Raw genomic sequence first — 18,143 nt, 5'->3', positions numbered from 1 at the left:
ATCGGCTCCCGTTTTTTTATGGCTGATATGTGAGGTCAACCGCGCCGACGGATCACCCCCTCCTGCGCCGTGCTCGCCACCAGCATCCCCTCGCGGGTGAAGAACTGGCCGCGCACCAGACCGCGACCGGCGCTGGCGCTCGGGCTGTCCACCACGTAGAGCAGCCAGTCATCCAACCGGAAGTCCCGGTGGAACCACATGGAGTGATCGATGGTGGCCACCTGCATGTCCGGCTCCCAGTACGAGACGCCATGGGGCTGCAAGGCGGTAAACAGGAAGTGGAAATCGGAGGCATAGGCCAGCAAATACTTGTGGACCCGTTGATCGTCCGGCATCTGGCCATTGGCCCTGAACCAGACGTGGCGCAGCGGCTCATGTACATCCGGCCGGATCGGATCGACCAGGGTCACAGGGCGAATTTCGATGGGCTTCTCGCACATGATCTTGTCGCGCAGGACCGGCGGGATCTGCTGCTCGTAGGGACGCACCAGCTCCAGCTCGCTCTTGAGTTGCTCGGGCGGAGTGATCCCCGTCGGCATGCTGATCTGATGCTCGAATCCCTCGGCCTCGACCTGGAAGGAGGCGTTGAGATAGAAGATCGGCTTGCCGCCCTGAATGGCCTTGACCCGGCGGGTGGAGACGGTCTGGCCGTCACGGATATTCTCCACGTCATAGATGATGGGATGATTGGCATCACCGGGGCGCAGGAAGTAGGAGTGGAAACTGTGCACCTGACGATCGGCGGCCACCGTCTGCTTGGCGGCTGACAAGGCCTGCCCCATTACCTGTCCGCCAAACACGGCCCGCAGACCGAGATCCTGGCTCTGGCCCCGAAACAGGCCCTCCTCGATTTTCTCGAGCGCCAGCAGTGCCAGCAGCTCATCAAGTACCTTGCTCATTATTATCTCCTGTATCTGTGCCACAAAGGCTAACAAGCCTGCCGTGGCAGAGCAACCTTGCCCCTCCCCCACAGCGGATCTGCCGGGCGGTTTCATTCAGCAAAGAGGGCATTGGAATACTCAACAGCAAACTGCAGCAACAAAAAACCCGCCAGAGAGGCGGGCCTTTTCTTGGGCGAACCCATGAGAGTCATCACAACGCTTACTTGCTGCCGGTACCCGAGTTGCGGGTGGAGGAAGTCGGCTTGCGGCGGGCCGTGGTGCTGCGTGCACGCGGCTCCATGCCCTGCATATCCTTGTGACGTTTGACGGCGCGGCGGATCTGGGCGGCCTGCTTGTGACGGGTGCTCTTGCCATCTTGCTGCAGATCGACCTTGGATTCGGTCTCCGGCGGCATGTTGACCAGACCACGCAGGTAGTTCACATCCGGCAGTTTCAGCTCCTGCCAGCCACCACGGGGGATACCACGATCCAGAGTGACGTCGCCGTAGCGCACCCGCATCAGACGGCTCACCTGCACTTCCTGGGATTCCCACAGGCGGCGCACTTCACGGTTGCGGCCCTCGGTCAGGGTGACGTTGAACCACTGGTTCAGGCCCTCACCGCCGGCCGGTTTGATCTTGTTGAACTTGGCCATGCCATCTTCCAGCTGCACACCTTTGCGCAGGCGCTGCAGCATGGCTTCGGTGATCTCGCCAAACACACGCACCGCGTATTCGCGCTCCACTTCGTGGCTCGGGTGCATCAGGCGGTTAGCCAGCTCACCGTCTGTGGTGAACAGCAACAAGCCGGAGGTGTTGACGTCGAGACGGCCTACCGCGATCCAGCGGGCGCTTTCCAGCTTGGGCAGACGATCGAACACGGTGGGACGACCTTCCGGATCGTGACGGGTACACATCTCCCCTTCGGGCTTGTGATACGCCAGCACGCGGCAGATCATCTCTTCCTCGGCACGGGTCTTGACCGTATGGCCATCGACACGGATCACGGCGTTCACTTCGACGCGATCTCCCAGTGTGGCGACCTTGCCATCCACACTGACCCGACCTGCGGTGATCAGGGCCTCCATCTCACGACGGGAGCCGTGACCCGCGCGGGCCAACACTTTTTGCAGTTTTTCACTCATCGGGGTTACCTGATTGTTGATCGCTGCCCGCCAGCATAACGGGCAACGGTTATTACTGTGTCGCACCCCGTACGGGCAATCCGACACGCTTTAATACTCAAAAGAGCTGGTCAGCTGGCACATGCCAGCACAGTGGACCAGCTCTCGCGGCCCTCCCCCGGCATGCCGGGCAAGGGGATGGCGATGCAGGATCCCGTATAGGTCATCCGACACGCCCTCCTGTTCAAGAGGCCCGGTCAGCTGGCACAGGCCAGCGACCCGGACTAGGTCTCGCTCCCCTCGACCGGCAGCGCGGGCAAGGGGGGTTGCAGTTCAGGATCCAGCTCGGGGAGCTGCTCCAGGCTCTGCAGATTAAAATAATCCAGAAATTCCCGGGTGGTGGCGAGCAGCTCGGGGCGACCCACCACCTCCTTGTGTCCGACGCTGCGCACCCAGCCACGCTCTTTCAGGGTATTGACTATCTGGCTCGACACCGCCACCCCGCGGATCGCTTCTATCTCGGCCCGGGTGATGGGCTGACGATACGCAATCAGGGTCAGCGTCTCCATCACGGCGCGGGAATAACGGGGCGCCCGCTCGCTCCAGAGCCTGGAGAGCTCCTCGGCATACTCCTGGCGCGCCTGAAAGCGCCAGCCGGAGGCGACCTCTTTGAGCTCCACCCCCCGCTCGCTGTAATCTTGTCGCAGTTCCGCCAGCAAGAGTTGCACATAGCGGCCGGTGACGGGGTAATCCGCCAGCACACCGCTTTTCAGCTCGCTCACGGTTAACGGGCGCCCGGCCACGAAGATCGCGGCCTCGATCAGTGTCTTGAGTCGTTCAGCGGGCAGCGCCACGGTTGCCCTCCCCGCGCATGACATCAGGCTGGCATGCCAACGGGAGATGCACACACACCCCGGCAAACTGGCAGCAAGCTCGGGATAAAGAAAACAACTCAGTGTGCATGTTCACGCTCCCCGCTTTCATCTTGACTCGCCAGGGCAAAATGGATCGGCCCCAGCGGCTCGGCCTGCAGGATCCAGATCAGGGACTCCTTGCACAGCTCCAGCAGGGCCAGAAACGTCACCAGCACCCCCATGCGCCCCTCTTCGGCTCTGAGCACCTGTTCCAGCCGCAACGTCTGGCCCAAGGAGAGCATGGCGAGGATCTCCGCCATGCGCACCCGGGTCGGGATCTGCTCGCGACGGATCTGATGATGTTCGAAATGAGTCGCGCGTTTTACCACACTTTGCATGTAAAGGGCGAGCTCAACCAGCGAAACATCCGGGGTCAATGGCGTGAGATCGCCAAAATCCGGCGGCAAGGCGGCAGCGATAAAGATCTCCCGCTCCACCCGTGGCAAGGCATTGAGGCGCTCGCCCCCCACTTTGAAGCGCTCATATTCCTGCAGTCGACGAATAAGCGTGACGCGGGGATCTTCTCCCTCCTCTTCGTCTGCCAGCTCGGGGGCCTTGGGCAGCAGCAGGCGGGATTTGATCTCCGCCAGCCAGGCCGCCATCAGCAGATACTCCGCTGCCAGCTCCAGATTGAGCCCCTGCATCAGCTCCACGTACTCCATGTACTGGGCGGTGATCTGCAAGATCGGCAGGTTCAGGATATCCAGCTGCTGGCGCCGGATGAGGTAGAGCAGCAGATCGAGGGGGCCCTCGAAGGTATCGAGGAAGACTTCCAGCGCATCGGGCGGGATGAACAAGTCCTGAGGCAACTCATGGTAGGGCTGCCCCAGCACGCGCGCGATGGGGGTTGGGATGGCCTGGGGGAGGGCTCCCTCCCCCGTTGCGCCCAAAATAGGCGGAGCCATCACAGGCGCTGGGTCGGCAGACTCACTCAAACGGGGTCGGGTCTCCGGCGCCACGACGACGCAGCACCGGCTCGTCATCGGAGAAATCCACGACCGTGGTGGGCTGCTCGCCCAGATAGCCACCGTTGACCACCAGATCCAGCTGCTTGCCCAGTTTGTCGAAGATCTCTTCCGGGTCAAACTCCGTCATCTCTGAACCCGGCAGGATCAGGGAGGTCGAGAGCAGCGGCTCACCGAGCGCTTCCAGCAGGGCCAGCGCTATGTTGTTGGCTGGCACCCGGATACCGATGGTCTTCTTCTTCTCGTTCATCAGGCGGCGCGGCACATCCTTGGTCGCCTTGAAGATGAAGGTGTAAGGCCCGGGCGTGTTGCCCTTGACCAGGCGGAACGCCGTGTTGTCCACCTTGGCGTAGGTGGAAATCTCGGAAAGATCCCGGCACACCAGAGTGAAGTCGTGGGTGGGATCAATGCGACGGATGCGGCAGATGCGCTCCAGCGCCCCCTTGTCACCCATCTGGCAACCGAGCGCATAGCCGGAATCGGTCGGATAGACGATGACGCCACCGTTCTGGATGATCTGTACCGCCTGGCCGATCAGACGGGCCTGGGGGTTTTCCGGGTGTACGTAAAAATGCTGACTCATATGCTCTTCTCGCGATAGGGGCACGCGCGGTGCCCGCTTCATGGTCACGGGTTCCAGACCCATGACGCTACCTTAACCTGTTTGACGCCGGTTTACCCTCCCATACAGCGGGGGTCCACCGGCCAACCCCATGCTAGCGACTGGCCAGCAGGGCGGTATGCTGCTCGGTGGTGAGGCCGAAGTGGCCCGGATAGGCCAGCCAGACCGGCATGCCCTCCTTGGGCAGCCAGAGGTGGCGGCCCAGCTCGGTCCAGTTGGAGGGAAAGTGAAAATCAGACCCCACCGAAATATAGAGATCGTGATCCTTGGCCCACTGGCCCAGGTTGGCTCGCTCCTGCGGGCTCTGCTGGGGCAGTGACACCTCCATAGCATCGCCACCGGCCGCCTTGAAGGCTACCAGTAACCGCTTGATCCACTTGGCGGTGAGATCGTAACGGCTGGGATGGGCCAGCACCGCCAGCCCACCGGCGGCGTGAATGGCAATGATGGCCTCGCTCATCTCGGGCCACTCGGCCGGGGCATAACCCTTGTTGCCACGGCTCAGGTACTTTTTGAATACCTTCTGCATGTTGTCGGCCACCCCGCGTGCCACCAGCACCCGGGCAAAATGGGCGCGGGTCACGGCAGCATCACCGGCCAATGCCTTGGCCTCTTCATAGGTGCCGGGGATAAGGCACTTCTCCAGACGGCGCCCAATTTCCAGTGCGCGCGCCTCGCGGCGAGCCCGTTGGCCCGCCAAAAATGCCACCAGCTGCGGATTTTTTTCATCCACCCCCAGCGCCACGATATGAATTTCGTGATGCTCCCAGCCAGTGGAGATCTCGACCCCGCTCACCAGCCGCAGCGGCAGCTGCTCGGCTTCGATGGTGCGACGCACCTCATCAAGCCCGTCAAGGGTATCGTGGTCAGTAACCGCTAACATCTCGACCTGTTTTTCGGCGGCGCGGCGCACCAGTTCGGCCGGGCTCAGCACACCGTCGGAGGCAGTGGTATGACAGTGAAGATCGAATCTCATCAGGTTATTCCGCTCTCATGATCAGGTCACCATCGGTGAAAGAAGGCTAAAAAGCGACTTGACTTGGCCGCGGCTTTATCGTTTTCTGTAGGCACTTCATTGCAAACCTCTTTTTACAGGACTTTATCATGCAAACGACTTCCATCCTGACCATCTGGTGGTGGCACACTCCCTGACATGCGGGCGTGTGGTCGTTGCTGTACCTGTAATCTGACAGCAAATTAAGAACCCAAAGAAAAAGCCCGCTGACCCCAGCGGGCTTTTTTATTATCCGGCAAATGGACCTGTGATGAAACCAAGAATTCAGACAAGTGCAATGACCTGGCGATGGCGACCCTACTGAAACCGCCCAAACCAACTTAAATTCCAAGGCATTTTTTCAAGGTATGCAACGTCATGAACATCGGTAAAACACATCACACGCAAGGGAACGCACTATGACCGTCAATACGACTCGCTTGCCCCTGGGTGAATTCGATACCCTCAAGCTCAACGCCCCCTATGTGGCTGACCCGCTGGCGCTCTATACCCGGCTCTGTCAGGGCCGCCCCAACAACCTGCTGCTGGAATCGGTCGAGATCGACTCCAAAGCGGGCAAACAGAGTCTGCTGCTGGTGGATGCTTGCCTGCGCATCGAGTGCCGTGGTCGCACCGTGCGGGTGCGCACCCTGAACGACAACGGCGCCCAGTTGCAGAGCCTGCTGGCCGAGCGCCTGCCCGCAGTCATCAGCCAGATTCTGGTGGATGGCGAGCTGCAGCTCGACTTCCCGGCCTCCGATCGGGAGCAGGATGAAGACAGCCGCCTCAAGGGGAGCAGCGTGCTGGACGTGCTGCGCACCCTGCAACAGGAGCTCCAATGCCAACTGGGTAAAGAAGCACTGTTCATGGCGGGCAGCTTCGCCTATGACCTGATCGCCTCCTTTGAGGATCTGCCAGAGGTGCCGGAGGGGGGCAACAGCTGCCCCGACTACTGCTTCTATGTGGCCGAAACCCTCATTACCATCGACCATATCGAGCGCTCTACCCAACTGCTCGCCTGCATCTTCGGCGGCGACAGCGACGAGAGTCAGGTGGATGACAGATATACCCGCCTGAGCGAACGGCTCACCGACTTCAAACAGCTTTGCCAGCAGCCCCTCTGCGCCGAGCTGGCCACTGCGGCCCTCACCGGCGGCATGAGCGTCGACAAGAGCGACAAGCAGTTCTGCGCCGAGGTGGAGAAGCTCAAGGGCTTTATCCGCCGTGGTGACATCTTCCAGGTGGTGCCGTCCCGCTGCTTCTCCCTGCCCTGCCCGAACCCGCTGGCCGCCTATCGCCGCCTCAAGCAGACCAACCCCAGCCCCTACATGTTCTACGTGCAGGATGAAAACTTCACCCTGTTTGGCGCCTCGCCGGAGAGCGCGGTGAAATTCTGCGCCGCCAGCCGCGACGTCGAGATGTACCCCATCGCCGGTACCCGTCGCCGGGGGTTGAACCCGGATGGCAGCATCAACCGGGATCTGGATGGCCGCATCGAGCTGGAGCTGCGTCAGGATGAAAAAGAGGTGGCCGAACACCTGATGCTGGTGGATCTGGGCCGCAACGACATCGCTCGCATCTCGGCGCCCGGCACCCGCTACGTCAAGGAGCTGCTCAAGGTGGATCGCTACAGCCACGTGATGCACCTGGTCTCCAAGGTGGTCGGCACCTTGCGCGCCGACCTTGACGCCCTGCACGCCTATCAGGCCTGCATGAACATGGGCACCCTCACCGGCGCCCCCAAGATCCGCGCCAGCGAGCTTATTCGCATGGTGGAGGGCAAGCGCCGCGGCAGCTACGGCGGCGCCGTCGGCTACATCAACGGCGCGGGGGAGATGGATACCTGCATCGTCATTCGCTCCGCCTTTGTCAAAGATGGCGTGGCCCATGTGCAAGCCGGTGCCGGTGTGGTCTATGACTCCAAACCCCAGGCCGAAGCGGACGAGACCCGCGCCAAGGCGGCCGCCGTGCTGGCCGCCATCGCCGCCAGCCATGGCACCTCACTGCAAGCCCTGAGCGCCCAGCAGGAACAACATAAGGACGTGAGCCATGACTAACATTTTCCTGCTCGATAACTTCGACTCCTTTACCTACAACCTCGTCGACCAGTTCCGCTCCCTCGGTTATCCGGTGCGGATCTACCGCAACAGCCTGCCGGCGAGTCGCATCATGAGCGAAATTGCCGCCTGCGAAGGGGATGCGGTACTGGTGCTGTCCCCCGGGCCGGGCGCCCCCCACGAAGCGGGTTGCCTGATTGATCTGATCAAGCTGGCCCGCGGTCAGGTGCCGATCCTCGGTATCTGCCTCGGTCATCAGGCCCTGTGCGAAGCCTACGGCGGCACCGTCGGCGCGGCGGGTGAAATCGTCCACGGCAAGCGCTCCCTGATTGAGCACAACGGCCACGGCGCCTTCGCCGGTCTGCCGAGCCCGCTGCCGGTGGCCCGCTACCACTCGCTGGTCGCCACCTATGTACCGGAGGAGCTGACGGTGATTGCCCACTATCAGGGCATGCCCATGGCCATCGAGCAGCAGGATGAGCGGGTGCTGGGCTTCCAGTTCCATCCGGAATCCATCATGACCTCGGAAGGGGCCCGCCTGCTGACTCAGGCGCTCGCCCATATCACCCGTCCAGTTAGCAGTGTGCGGTAAGGAAGACCCTATGCATCATCATCTCAACACCCTCTATCAGGGTCAGTCTCTGAGCCGTGAAAGTACCCGCGACGCCTTCGGGCAAGTGGTGCGTGGCGAAGTGGATCCCATAGTGCTCGCAAGTCTGCTGACCGCCCTCAAGATCAAGGGGGAGACCCCGGAGGAGATCACCGGTGCCGCCGAGGCCCTGCTGGCGGAGGCGCGCGACTTCCCGCATCCGGACTACGAGTTCTGCGACATCGTCGGCACCGGTGGCGATGGCCTCAACACCATCAATGTCTCCACCACCTCGGCACTGGTCGCCGCCGCCTGCGGCCTGAAAGTGGCCAAGCACGGCAACCGCTCTGTATCGAGTAAATCCGGCTCCAGCGATCTGCTCGACAAGATGGGCATCAAGCTCGACATGAGCCCGGCGCAGGCGCGCCATTGTCTGGATGAACTCGGCATCTGCTTCCTGTTCGCCCCCCAGTACCACGCTGGCGTGCGCCACGCCATGCCGGTGCGTCAGGCCCTCAAGACCCGCACCCTGTTCAATGTGCTGGGGCCGCTCATCAATCCCGCTCGCCCCACCTATCAGCTGATGGGGGTCTATGCCCCCGAGCTGGTGCGTCCCATCGCCGAAACCCTGCTGGCGCTGGGTCTGAAAACCGGTATGGTGGTGCACGGCGCCGGGCTCGACGAGATCGCCATCCACGGCCCGACCCAGGTGGCCCAGATCCGTGACGGCGAGATCCGCGAATTCATGATCACCCCGGCTGATTTTGGCCTCGAGACCTATCCGGTCAGTGCCATTCAGGGGGGGGAACCGGAAGAGAACCGCGCCATCACCGCCGCCATTCTGGCTGGGCAAGGCACCCCGGCCCACAACGCCGCCATCGCCGCCAATGTGGCCCCGCTGCTGCTGATGGCGGGCAAGGCGAAGGATCTCAAGAGCGCGGCGGCACAGGTGCTGGCGGTGCTGGCGAGCGGCAAGGCAGCAGAGCTGACCATCCAACTGGCGACCCTGAGTCATCAGGAGGCATGATGTCCACCACATCGCACAGCAGTCATTCAGAACGCCCTCTGGGCAAGAGCCAGCTTCGCAAGGATAACGAGATGTCAGACCTTATTGCCCCCCACGCCTTTCTGAACATGGCCTCCATCAATCAGACCATTCTCGGCAAAATCGTGGCGGCCAAGCAGGCGTGGGTTGCCGCCCGCAAGCAGGCCCAGCCGCTGGAGAGCTTCCAGAGTGCGCTGATCCCAAGCGATCGGGATTTCGTCGGCGCCCTCAAGGCAGGCTCCACCTGCTTTATTCTGGAGTGCAAGAAGGCTTCCCCCTCCAAGGGCTTGATCCGCGACGATTTCAGCCCGGAGGCCATCGCCGACATCTATGGCAAATACGCCACCGCCATCTCGGTGCTGACCGACGAGAAGTTCTTTCAGGGGGATTTCGCCTTTTTGCCGCGGGTGCGAGGTCGCGTCCAACAGCCGGTGCTGTGCAAGGATTTCATGATTGACCCCTATCAGGTCTATCTGGCCCGCCACTATCAGGCGGACGCCATCCTGCTGATGCTCTCTGTGCTCACCGACGAGGGCTATCGCGCCCTGTTCGCGGTGGCCAAAGCGCTCGGCCTCGGGGTGCTGACCGAGGTGAGCAATGAAGAGGAGCTGACCCGTGCCATTGCGCTCGGCGCCCCCGTGATTGGCATCAATAACCGGGATCTGCGCGATTTGAGCGTCGATCTCAACCGCACCAAACAGCTGGCCAGAGACATTCCGAGCGACCGGGTCGTGATCAGCGAGTCCGGCATCAATCACCGTGCCCAGGTCGCCGACCTTCGCCAGCACGCCAAGGGCTTTCTGGTGGGCTCATCCTTGATGGCCGAGCCGGATCTGGAGGCTGCGGTACGCAAGCTCACTCTGGGTCAGAACAAGGTGTGCGGCCTGACCCGCGCCGACGATGCCGCCGCCGCCCATCAGGCAGGTGCGGTGTTCGGGGGACTTATCTTTGTTGCCAAAAGCCCGCGCTATGTGGACATTCCCACCGCCCGCGCAGTGATGGCGGGTGCGCCGCTCTCTTACGTCGGGGTATTTCGCAACGCCATGCCCGCCACCATAGTCCAGACGGTTGAAGCACTGGGACTGGCCGCGGTGCAACTGCATGGGGATGAAGACGCCGCCTATATCGAGGCGCTGCGCCCGTTGCTGCCAGCTGGCTGCCAGATCTGGAAAGCCATAGGCGTCTCTCTTGGCAAAGAAAGCGGCGAGCCGCTGCCCACCCTCGACTATCCGGCGGATCGGCTGCTGCTGGATACAAAAGTGGGCAGCCAGAGCGGCGGCACCGGTCAGGCATTCGACTGGCGCCTGCTGGCCAATCTCGACAAAGCCAAGCTGATGCTGGCAGGCGGGCTAAATCCCGACAATGCCCTGCAAGCGGCAGAGGTCGGCTGCCTCGGCCTTGATTTCAACTCTGGGGTAGAGAGTGCCCCGGGCCAGAAAGATGGCCACAAACTCGCCGCCGCCTTCGCCGCCCTGCGCGCGCTCTAAGGCGGCCACTGGATCTCTGTATCATTTTTGATGTTCCGTTTTTGACTCAAGGTATAAGGAAGAAACCATGACCCTGCTCAACCCGTTTTTTGGTGAATTTGGCGGTATGTATGTACCCCAAATCCTCATCCCCGCCCTGCTTCAGCTGGAAAAAGCTTTCGTCGATGCCAAGGAGGATCCGGCCTTTATCGCCGAATTTCAGGAGCTGCTGACCGAGTATGCCGGTCGCCCGACCCCGCTCACCCTGACCCGCAATTTGACCCGCGGCACCAGGACCCGCCTCTATCTGAAGCGTGAAGACTTGCTGCACGGCGGCGCCCACAAGACCAACCAGGTGCTGGGTCAGGCGCTGCTGGCCAAGCGGATGGGCAAGAGCGAGATCATCGCCGAGACCGGAGCCGGTCAGCATGGCGTTGCCACCGCACTGGCCTGTGCCTTGCTCGGCCTCAAGTGCCGGGTCTACATGGGTGCCAAGGATTGCGAGCGCCAGAAGCCCAACGTATTTCGCATGAAGCTGATGGGGGCCACCGTCATTCCGGTGCACTCCGGCTCCAGCACCCTCAAAGATGCCTGCAACGAGGCGCTGCGTGACTGGGCTGCCAACTACGACTCCGCCCACTACCTGCTGGGCACTGCTGCCGGTCCGCACCCCTTCCCCACTATCGTGCGGGAGTTCCAGAAGATGATCGGCGAAGAGGCCAAGGCCCAGTGCTTCAAGAAAGAGGAGCGGCTGCCCGATGCGGTGATCGCCTGTGTCGGCGGCGGTTCTAACGCCATCGGCATGTTTGCCGACTTTATCGACAACAAAGAGGTGCGTCTGATCGGGGTCGAGCCGGGTGGTCACGGCATCGAGAGTGGCGAGCACGGTGCGCCGCTGGGTCACGGCAGCAAGGGGGTCTTCTTTGGCATGCACTCCTACCTGATGCAGGACAAGCAGGGCCAAATTCAGGAGTCCTACTCCGTTTCGGCGGGGCTCGACTTCCCCTCCGTCGGCCCGCAGCACGCCCATCTGGCCTCCATCGGCCGCGCCGAATATGTCTCCATCACCGACAAGGAGGCGCTGGACGCCTTCCAGGAGCTGGCCAAATCCGAAGGCATTATCCCGGCGCTGGAGTCCTCCCACGCGCTGGCCCACGCCCTCAAGATGGCCCGTAGTGAACCGGAAAAAGAGCAGGTGCTCATCGTCAACCTCTCCGGCCGTGGCGACAAAGATATCTTCACCGTTGCCGACATCTTTGAAAAAGAAGGAACCTTGTCATGAACCGTTACGCACAACTTTTCTCCCGTCTGGATGCGGTCAATCAGGGCGCCTTCGTGCCGTTCGTGATGCTGGGTGACCCCACCCCCGAATTGTCGCTGGCCATCGTCGATGCGCTGGTCGCAGGGGGGGCCGATGCCCTTGAGCTCGGCATTCCCTTCTCCGATCCGGTAGCGGACGGCCCCACCATTCAGGGCGCCGCCCTGCGCGCCTTCGAGAGCCACACCACCCCGGACGACTGCTTCGAGCTGCTCGGCCGCATCCGCGCCAAGTACCCGCAACTGCCCATTGGCCTGCTGGTTTACGCCAACCTGGTCTATGTGCGCCAGATCGACGGTTTTTATGAGAAGTGCCAGCAGGCGGGCGTGGATTCGGTGCTGGTCGCCGATGTGCCGGTGCAGATGTGCACCCCCTACAAGGCGGCCGCCGACAAGTTCGGTATCGACAGCATCTTTATCGCCCCACCCAATGGCGATGCCGAGACCCTGAAACAGGTGGCGGAGCTCGGCAGTGGTTACACCTATCTGGTGAGCCGCGCTGGCGTCACCGGTGCCGAGACCAAGGCTGGCATGCCGGTGGATGGCCTGATCAATACCCTGCGCGAGTTCAAAGCCCCCCCCGCCCTGCTCGGCTTTGGCATCAGCGAACCGGCGCAAGTCCGCGCCGCGATCGCCGCTGGCGCCGCCGGTGCCATCTCCGGCTCCGCCGTGGTGAAGATCATCGAGACCCACCACCAGAACCCGGAGCATATGCTCACTCGCCTGAAAGAGTTTGTAGAAGGGATGAAGGCCGCAACCAATCGATAAGGGGCGGCATGGGTCAAATGCCATTGGCCGTGTCTGCAGAAAGGGAGCCTGATAGGCTCCCTTTCGATTTCCTGCTTGTTGCCGCTCCCAGCGTCTTTGTCCCCTCTCCCCTTGGGAGAGGGTCAGGGTGAGGGAACCCATAATCCCCCGGCGTTATCGAATCGTAGGTTCGAATAGCGCAGCGTATTCGAACGTTCGCGGATTGGATGTGATGGCGCGGCTTCGCCACGCAGGACGCGAGGGCTCCGCCCTCGACGGGGTTTCGCCCGCCCTTCGGGCTGAGGCGAGTGCCTTTGGAAAGACCCAAAGTCACCAAAGGTCTTCTCCCCCGCTTATTCGCCCGACTGACGTCGGGTACCTTCGGCTCATCCTCTTGTCCAACGGCACGCGCCGATGGGCCGTCCATGGCCCAACGCCGCTTGCTCGGCGTCCTGCCTCGCGGCCTGGACAAGAGGACTCGCCTAAGCGAATAAGAGGGGTATCAAAACCGTGTCAGTCTTCGGCTACCGTGCAACCGTGAACAAGCCCCCCTCTCCCCTTGGGAGAGGGCTGGGGTGAGGGTATCTTCGCATTCACTAGCAAAGCGAGTGATCACCCAGCACTGGGTGCAATGACTAATTTGTTGATCCAGCACAGATTCCCGCCAAAACACGCTTCTCAAGGCGCCCCCCTCCCCCTTAAGATAGCCAAACGACAATCTCTCTCTCGGGAGCACACCATGGCTGCGATTGTTGCTATCTCGCGGGTGAAAAGCAGCGATCTGGGGGCTGTCACTCAGGGGCGGTAGCCTTGCCGACTCTTGCCATCACCGACGAAGAAGCCAAGCGAATACGCTCAGGCATCAGAATCAGACTGGTAATATTTTTATTTAATTTTATTTTTTCGTGGCAACTATCAGGGCAGAGCGGAGTTATATGGAAGGCTATGCTATCGGATTAGTGCCGCCTTCTATCTAATCACTGTTAGAACTATCCAAGGAGATTTCGTGTACGACGCACACTCATTAAGTGGAATAATAGAAAGGATTGACTCTGATCTCCCTCGGATAGTTGAATATTTGAAGAAAAAGCCCATTGTCATTATGGGCTATATGACATCTTTAGATATGAATGTTCCAACGCGATATCAAACTGTAAGAGTTCAAGAAGAGCGCAACTCAAAACTAGTTGGAATATTGCTAGCTCACCCAAAATCATCAATATCTAAAAGTGAAATAGTGAGTCATCTTAACTATTTTCATCATCGTTCAGGCGAAGCTATTGATTTCTTTTGCGTGGGTTATGGTGCCTATTGGCCAGAGAGCCATTATCCTGATCAGGACTCTGTGGCAAGAGTAGATGGGGTTGATTGGCTTTTTAGCGAAAAAGCATTTTCCGATGTAATCCATGAGCTTGAATCCGAATCAAAATGGCAATATAGCGGAGAAACTGAGTTGTTGCTTATTTCCGCTAGGAAGGACAAGGGTGGAAATACCTCAATGGATTATTCTTCTGCAATCGTATGCAACCTTGAAGCAATGCAGAAAGACCAAGCTTTTACTTCAGTGCGTTCATTTTTTGAGGGTGTATTCCGTTTCGCTAAAAAGAATAGCTGCTCGGATGAAACTTGGGGTTTGAGCGATCAGCAAGGTTTAAATGTTGGCCAGTCCGCCATTAAAGATGCCTTACTTTCGTTGCTTCCAAAAAACCTTAAAGATTCATACAAAAAGGCAGAGTATTATGCAGTGCGAAATATCGCGTAGATGTTCTAATAAACGCAGTTGTCAGACTGGTTTTCCGCTGCGTTCCAAACCAGCCGAAAATGCCATCACTATGTCACAATGGGAATAGTATGAGTATTATAACTAACTGCTCACTTAATAAAATATGGGCTACTGAAGGAAGTAATAATTACGCCGATTTCATCAATGTAGAGGGTAAGCACGGTGTTTATATATTTCGTGATAAAAACAATATAACCCTGTATGTGGGCGAAGCTAGAAAGCAAGATCTTAAAACACGAGTTACACAAAACTTTTCAGAGAACGATTCCGGTGGTACATTCCGGAAAAATTTCATGTCTGATAAAGGTGTAGATTTCGATGGCTTTAAACAAGAAATGATGTCAGCCAGCTTAATCTTCATTATTTCAGAGACAAGCGACATGCAGATTAGAGCTTTAGAATCTTTATTGATTCTAGCGCTCAATCCAAAGCACAATAAAGACACATAACCCCCCATATTTCTTAGCAATTCTGCTGCATAGCCTGTATACAAAGGTAGATTCAAAACTTTCCGGTTATCAGGCCAAACTAATCTATACCAGACATCATTAAATGACTCCAATTCATACATTAAATGCGCGCGGAAATGTCTTCCTAGAAGTTATGCAAGAAACTCTGAACATTTCATCTAAAAACATGCGAAATGAGATTAAATGTTTGCATGCTGAAGTAATTTCAGTTCTTAAACAGAAGGGTATTGACTACAATAAACTTCGTGCTGGTCTTGTACCAAGCACAGATAAACATGAAGCGGCATTTATATTTGATTCAACCCTAATTAAGTCTTTCACGTATGGTCGAGAGGTGATGCTAAAAATTTTACCAAAGCTGGAACAAAAATCCGTCCAGAGTGTATTGTGCGGTGATTTATTGGGCGATGATCAAACAGCAATCGAGAAAATCCTCCGAGATTCGTTAGTTATTGCAAATAACTTTGTGTTTAGACATAGCACTCTATTATATGCAGTTTATGTTAATAATTTAACGGAAAGATCACTAACAGATATACATCAGTTTTTAAAGGATAGCGATGCATATGTCGGATATATTCCTACAACCAATCAGACCTTGGCAAAAAGTTATGTTTCATTATATTTAGTTAATGTTTTCCTAAAAGTTGAAAAAACCATACTGTTGGGGCACGAAGATGATCGCCCAAATGAAGATAACTGCAATCTTAGCTTATACCCGTTCGAAGAAATGGGGTTTAAGGTTGTTAGTCTGAAAAGCTATCTTTTTGATATGTTTTTATCTTATAAGATCGAGCGCCCAGTCTTTAAACCTTTTGAGGCTGACACCAAAATGGCGATAAATTCTATTTCAGATGTCGTTGACAAAATATACGACTTTAGCGTTGAAATAGAAGACGCAAAACACAAGTATATTTTAGAGAACAAGATCGGCTCCATGACATTGGCTGGTTTACATGAAATAGATAAAGCTTCACTTGAAGAAATAATAAGATTGAAGCTATCCAATAGCTATATGTACAACCTTAAACACCTTCATGAACACAACGCAATGCTATTTAATATAATTATTGAGATAGAAAACAGTGAACGATATGCTGTTCGTCTTTTAGCTGCATTGGAGTATAAACCAATATTAAAAGTTCTCAGGTTGGTCACGCTCTACTAAAAAGCAATCATGACACCCATCTTTCTGAGCAATATGTTGCATAGCCAGAACTCAAGAGATGGGTGTCCAAGTTCTGATCTTTTACTCAGCCACGATATATCCAATAACCTTTCCCAATCCCACCACTACCGTCCCCTGCCCCGCACCCGCCATCCCATCAACACCAGCATCAATACAACCCCCGGCAGCCATACCCAGTAGAGCTCGGAGAGGATCACCGCTTCCCCTCGGGCGGTGAGATAGGCCTCCAGCTTGAAGGGGGCGACCCGGATCACCTGCCAGGGGGCAAAGAAACGCTCGTCATGCCACGGCCAGAGCCAGCCTACCCCCTTGCCGCCGGTGGTGAGGGAATCGAGCAGGCTGTGGGAGAGCAGCGACACCAACAGAAACGACCAGACGGTGGCGGCGCTGGCCCTTAACTGGCGGTAAAACAGCATGGCCAGAGTGGGCAGGGCAAAGGCGAACAGCAGTGAGTGGGTAAAGCCGCGGTGGCCAAAGACATGGCCGTAGGCGACCCCCAGTTTAAAGGCGAGCACATCGGCATCGGGCAGCATGGCGATGACAACCCCTGCCAGCAGCAGGCGCGGCGGGATAATCCGGCTGCCAAGCCCCAGTCCAAGGCAGAGGGGTACGGCGGCGTGAGTGACTATGGTGGGCATGGAGTAAAGCTCCGACTGAAAACGTTAGCCTACCCTACCCCCGCTCGGTGAAGTGAACGTGAAGAATAAAAATGATGATACTCACCTTTCCCCTTAAGCGGGCGTTATGCGATTAGAGGAACAATCAATGAGAGCACCATTTCAAGTATTAGTATTTCCGTATCAAATCCTCAATGAACAACCTCGTTACTTAATCGGACAACGAAGTGACAATGAGGCTTGGCAAGCTATTTCAGGCGGTGGTGAAGATAACGAATCCATTCTTGAGGCGGCAAAACGGGAGCTTAAAGAAGAAACCTGTTTAATTGGCTGTGATTGGCAGCAGCTTGACTCAATGTGTATGCTTCCCAAGGTGTACTATGCTGGTCATGAAAATTGGACTAATCATCAGTTTGTAGTACCTGAATATTCTTTCTCAGTTCGGGTGTCTGCTGAGCCACAACTATCAAATGAGCATACAACATTTCGTTGGTGTAGCTTCCAAGAGGCTAGTGAATGTTTGAAATATGACTCAAACAAAATAGCCTTATGGGAGCTTAATCAAAGGCTTCAGAGTACGCTTTGAAAAAACGCGTAACAGACACCTCAAGAGGGACTGTCAACGCGTGGCGTTTCCAATCCCATTGAACTGAAGTGGTTACGGTTGTTATATTTGAGTTTAGTGGTATTGCGTTGCCAGCTCCTTGAGCAGGCGTGATGCGACTTGTTCGAGCTACAATAAAGGATAAAAATATTATGTATAAAGTGGGCATTGTTCTGTTTGATGATTTTACAGATGTAGATTTCTTTCTTATGTATGACTTGCTTGGTCGAACCACTGATAGCTGGGATGTGAAAATATTAGGCACTAAGGCAGAGCATAACTCGCAACTCGGAATTTCAGTGAAGACCGAAGGCCATATCTCTGAGGTTAATGAGCAAGATGTTGTTTTGATCACGAGTGGTTACCGAGGGATCCCAGCTGCACTGAAAGACAAAAACTTCATGTCCGCTTTAAAGCTTGACCCTAAAAAGCAACTCATCGGCTCTATATGCGCAGGGGCTTTTATTTTACACGAACTTGGTTTGCTGAACGGGAAGAAGTTAACGACAAATCCACACGCTAAGGCTGCTCTAGAAAGCATGGGAGGGGACGTTCAGGATCTACCTCTCGTTATCGAAGGTAATATAGCTACTGCCGGTGGCTGTCTTTCATTAATGTACCTAGTTGGTTGGTTAGCAGAACGGTTGTTTGACTCAAATAAACGAAAAAGCATACAAAATCAGTTAATTCCAGCGGGACAGTTAGAGCTATTTAAAGAGATTATTTCTAAAACCATCGAATCAGGGCGAGAGCGTGAACA

At 56.9% G+C, this 18,143-nt stretch carries 18 protein-coding genes; 11 read left to right on the top strand and 7 right to left on the bottom strand.

What is annotated here, in order from left to right; all coding sequences use genetic code 11:
- Nucleotides 1-35 precede the first annotated feature (35 nt).
- The 6 genes from tesB to rnm form a co-directional block, all read right to left on the bottom strand.
- Complete coding sequence (gene tesB / locus BN1129_RS10575; RefSeq protein WP_042036355.1) at nucleotides 36-899, bottom strand: acyl-CoA thioesterase II; 864 nt, start codon at nucleotides 897-899, stop codon at nucleotides 36-38.
- Nucleotides 900-1,101: 202 nt separating this feature from the next.
- Nucleotides 1,102-2,025 carry a 23S rRNA pseudouridine(2605) synthase RluB gene (gene rluB, locus BN1129_RS10570; protein WP_042036354.1) on the bottom strand — a complete coding sequence of 308 codons (924 nt, stop codon included), beginning with the start codon at nucleotides 2,023-2,025 and terminating at the stop codon, nucleotides 1,102-1,104.
- 263 nt (nucleotides 2,026-2,288) lie between these two features.
- Nucleotides 2,289-2,858: an SMC-Scp complex subunit ScpB gene (scpB, locus tag BN1129_RS10565; RefSeq protein ID WP_042036353.1), complete on the bottom strand. Its 570-nt coding sequence runs from the start codon at nucleotides 2,856-2,858 to the stop codon at nucleotides 2,289-2,291.
- A 98-nt stretch (nucleotides 2,859-2,956) separates the two neighbouring features.
- Nucleotides 2,957-3,901, bottom strand: a complete 945-nt coding sequence (locus tag BN1129_RS10560; RefSeq protein ID WP_157013340.1) for a segregation and condensation protein A — start codon at nucleotides 3,899-3,901, stop codon at nucleotides 2,957-2,959.
- Complete coding sequence (locus BN1129_RS10555; RefSeq protein WP_042036617.1) at nucleotides 3,846-4,466, bottom strand: L-threonylcarbamoyladenylate synthase; 621 nt, start codon at nucleotides 4,464-4,466, stop codon at nucleotides 3,846-3,848. The genes BN1129_RS10560 and BN1129_RS10555 overlap by 56 nt, the downstream gene beginning before the upstream one ends.
- A gap of 133 nt (nucleotides 4,467-4,599) precedes the next feature.
- Complete coding sequence (rnm, locus tag BN1129_RS10550) at nucleotides 4,600-5,481, bottom strand: RNase RNM (protein ID WP_042036350.1); 882 nt, start codon at nucleotides 5,479-5,481, stop codon at nucleotides 4,600-4,602.
- Between the two features lie 437 nt (nucleotides 5,482-5,918).
- On the opposite strand from rnm, the gene BN1129_RS10545 reads away from it, so the two are divergent.
- The 9 genes from BN1129_RS10545 to BN1129_RS10510 all read left to right on the top strand — a co-directional run bounded on the left by BN1129_RS10545 (nucleotide 5,919) and on the right by BN1129_RS10510 (nucleotide 16,141).
- Entirely contained in the window at nucleotides 5,919-7,556 is a 1,638-nt protein-coding gene (locus BN1129_RS10545) for an anthranilate synthase component 1 (protein WP_042036349.1), read from the top strand.
- A complete protein-coding gene (locus BN1129_RS10540; RefSeq protein ID WP_005347355.1) occupies nucleotides 7,549-8,148 on the top strand; it encodes an aminodeoxychorismate/anthranilate synthase component II in 600 nt (199 codons plus the stop codon). The genes BN1129_RS10545 and BN1129_RS10540 overlap by 8 nt, the downstream gene beginning before the upstream one ends.
- A gap of 10 nt (nucleotides 8,149-8,158) precedes the next feature.
- On the top strand, nucleotides 8,159-9,172 hold the full coding sequence (trpD, locus tag BN1129_RS10535; protein ID WP_042036348.1) for an anthranilate phosphoribosyltransferase: 1,014 nt from the start codon (nucleotides 8,159-8,161) through the stop codon (nucleotides 9,170-9,172).
- Nucleotides 9,169-10,677, top strand: a complete 1,509-nt coding sequence (gene trpCF / locus BN1129_RS10530; protein WP_042036347.1) for a bifunctional indole-3-glycerol-phosphate synthase TrpC/phosphoribosylanthranilate isomerase TrpF — start codon at nucleotides 9,169-9,171, stop codon at nucleotides 10,675-10,677. Before trpD ends, trpCF begins: the two co-directional genes overlap by 4 nt.
- A 67-nt stretch (nucleotides 10,678-10,744) precedes the next feature.
- The gene (gene trpB / locus BN1129_RS10525; protein WP_042036346.1) at nucleotides 10,745-11,938 is read left to right on the top strand and encodes a tryptophan synthase subunit beta; all 1,194 of its coding nucleotides are present in this window, start codon (nucleotides 10,745-10,747) and stop codon (nucleotides 11,936-11,938) included.
- Nucleotides 11,935-12,741, top strand: a complete 807-nt coding sequence (gene trpA, locus BN1129_RS10520) for a tryptophan synthase subunit alpha (RefSeq protein ID WP_042036344.1) — start codon at nucleotides 11,935-11,937, stop codon at nucleotides 12,739-12,741. The genes trpB and trpA overlap by 4 nt, the downstream gene beginning before the upstream one ends.
- Nucleotides 12,742-13,726: 985 nt before the next feature.
- Complete coding sequence (locus BN1129_RS23315) at nucleotides 13,727-14,482, top strand: hypothetical protein (protein WP_157013339.1); 756 nt, start codon at nucleotides 13,727-13,729, stop codon at nucleotides 14,480-14,482.
- Between the two features lie 89 nt (nucleotides 14,483-14,571).
- Nucleotides 14,572-14,952 carry a GIY-YIG nuclease family protein gene (locus BN1129_RS10515; RefSeq protein ID WP_042036343.1) on the top strand — a complete coding sequence of 127 codons (381 nt, stop codon included), beginning with the start codon at nucleotides 14,572-14,574 and terminating at the stop codon, nucleotides 14,950-14,952.
- Between the two features lie 103 nt (nucleotides 14,953-15,055).
- Complete coding sequence (locus BN1129_RS10510; protein WP_042036341.1) at nucleotides 15,056-16,141, top strand: hypothetical protein; 1,086 nt, start codon at nucleotides 15,056-15,058, stop codon at nucleotides 16,139-16,141.
- A gap of 125 nt (nucleotides 16,142-16,266) precedes the next feature.
- On the opposite strand, the gene BN1129_RS10505 is transcribed toward BN1129_RS10510, so the two are convergent.
- Nucleotides 16,267-16,800, bottom strand: a complete 534-nt coding sequence (locus tag BN1129_RS10505; RefSeq protein ID WP_042036340.1) for a metal-dependent hydrolase — start codon at nucleotides 16,798-16,800, stop codon at nucleotides 16,267-16,269.
- Between the two features lie 127 nt (nucleotides 16,801-16,927).
- Between BN1129_RS10505 and BN1129_RS22480 the strand changes: the two genes are divergently transcribed.
- Together BN1129_RS22480 and BN1129_RS10500 are read left to right on the top strand one after the other, a co-directional pair.
- Entirely contained in the window at nucleotides 16,928-17,365 is a 438-nt protein-coding gene (locus tag BN1129_RS22480; protein ID WP_084204626.1) for an NUDIX hydrolase, read from the top strand.
- Between the two features lie 170 nt (nucleotides 17,366-17,535).
- Nucleotides 17,536-18,143, top strand: a 608-nt coding sequence (locus tag BN1129_RS10500) for a DJ-1/PfpI family protein (RefSeq protein WP_042036338.1), incomplete at its 3' end; no start/stop codon positions are given.

Source organism: Aeromonas popoffii, assembly GCF_000820025.1.
Lineage (GTDB): Bacteria > Pseudomonadota > Gammaproteobacteria > Enterobacterales > Aeromonadaceae > Aeromonas > Aeromonas popoffii.
This window is presented reverse-complemented; position numbering and strand designations above follow the sequence as displayed.

What these genes read in the sequence shown, in the direction of transcription:
- tesB (WP_042036355.1), bottom strand. Translation starts at nt 899, where the DNA reads ATGAGCAAGGTACTTGATGAGCTGCTGGCACTGCTGGCGCTCGAGAAA.
- rluB (WP_042036354.1), bottom strand. Translation starts at nt 2,025, where the DNA reads ATGAGTGAAAAACTGCAAAAAGTGTTGGCCCGCGCGGGTCACGGCTCC.
- BN1129_RS10560 (WP_157013340.1), bottom strand. Translation starts at nt 3,901, where the DNA reads ATGACGAGCCGGTGCTGCGTCGTCGTGGCGCCGGAGACCCGACCCCGT.
- BN1129_RS10555 (WP_042036617.1), bottom strand. Translation starts at nt 4,466, where the DNA reads ATGAGTCAGCATTTTTACGTACACCCGGAAAACCCCCAGGCCCGTCTG.
- rnm (WP_042036350.1), bottom strand. Translation starts at nt 5,481, where the DNA reads ATGAGATTCGATCTTCACTGTCATACCACTGCCTCCGACGGTGTGCTG.
- BN1129_RS10545 (WP_042036349.1), top strand. Translation starts at nt 5,919, where the DNA reads ATGACCGTCAATACGACTCGCTTGCCCCTGGGTGAATTCGATACCCTC.
- BN1129_RS10540 (WP_005347355.1), top strand. Translation starts at nt 7,549, where the DNA reads ATGACTAACATTTTCCTGCTCGATAACTTCGACTCCTTTACCTACAAC.
- trpD (WP_042036348.1), top strand. Translation starts at nt 8,159, where the DNA reads ATGCATCATCATCTCAACACCCTCTATCAGGGTCAGTCTCTGAGCCGT.
- trpCF (WP_042036347.1), top strand. Translation starts at nt 9,169, where the DNA reads ATGATGTCCACCACATCGCACAGCAGTCATTCAGAACGCCCTCTGGGC.
- trpB (WP_042036346.1), top strand. Translation starts at nt 10,745, where the DNA reads ATGACCCTGCTCAACCCGTTTTTTGGTGAATTTGGCGGTATGTATGTA.
- trpA (WP_042036344.1), top strand. Translation starts at nt 11,935, where the DNA reads ATGAACCGTTACGCACAACTTTTCTCCCGTCTGGATGCGGTCAATCAG.
- BN1129_RS10515 (WP_042036343.1), top strand. Translation starts at nt 14,572, where the DNA reads ATGAGTATTATAACTAACTGCTCACTTAATAAAATATGGGCTACTGAA.
- BN1129_RS10510 (WP_042036341.1), top strand. Translation starts at nt 15,056, where the DNA reads ATGACTCCAATTCATACATTAAATGCGCGCGGAAATGTCTTCCTAGAA.
- BN1129_RS10505 (WP_042036340.1), bottom strand. Translation starts at nt 16,800, where the DNA reads ATGCCCACCATAGTCACTCACGCCGCCGTACCCCTCTGCCTTGGACTG.
- BN1129_RS22480 (WP_084204626.1), top strand. Translation starts at nt 16,928, where the DNA reads ATGAGAGCACCATTTCAAGTATTAGTATTTCCGTATCAAATCCTCAAT.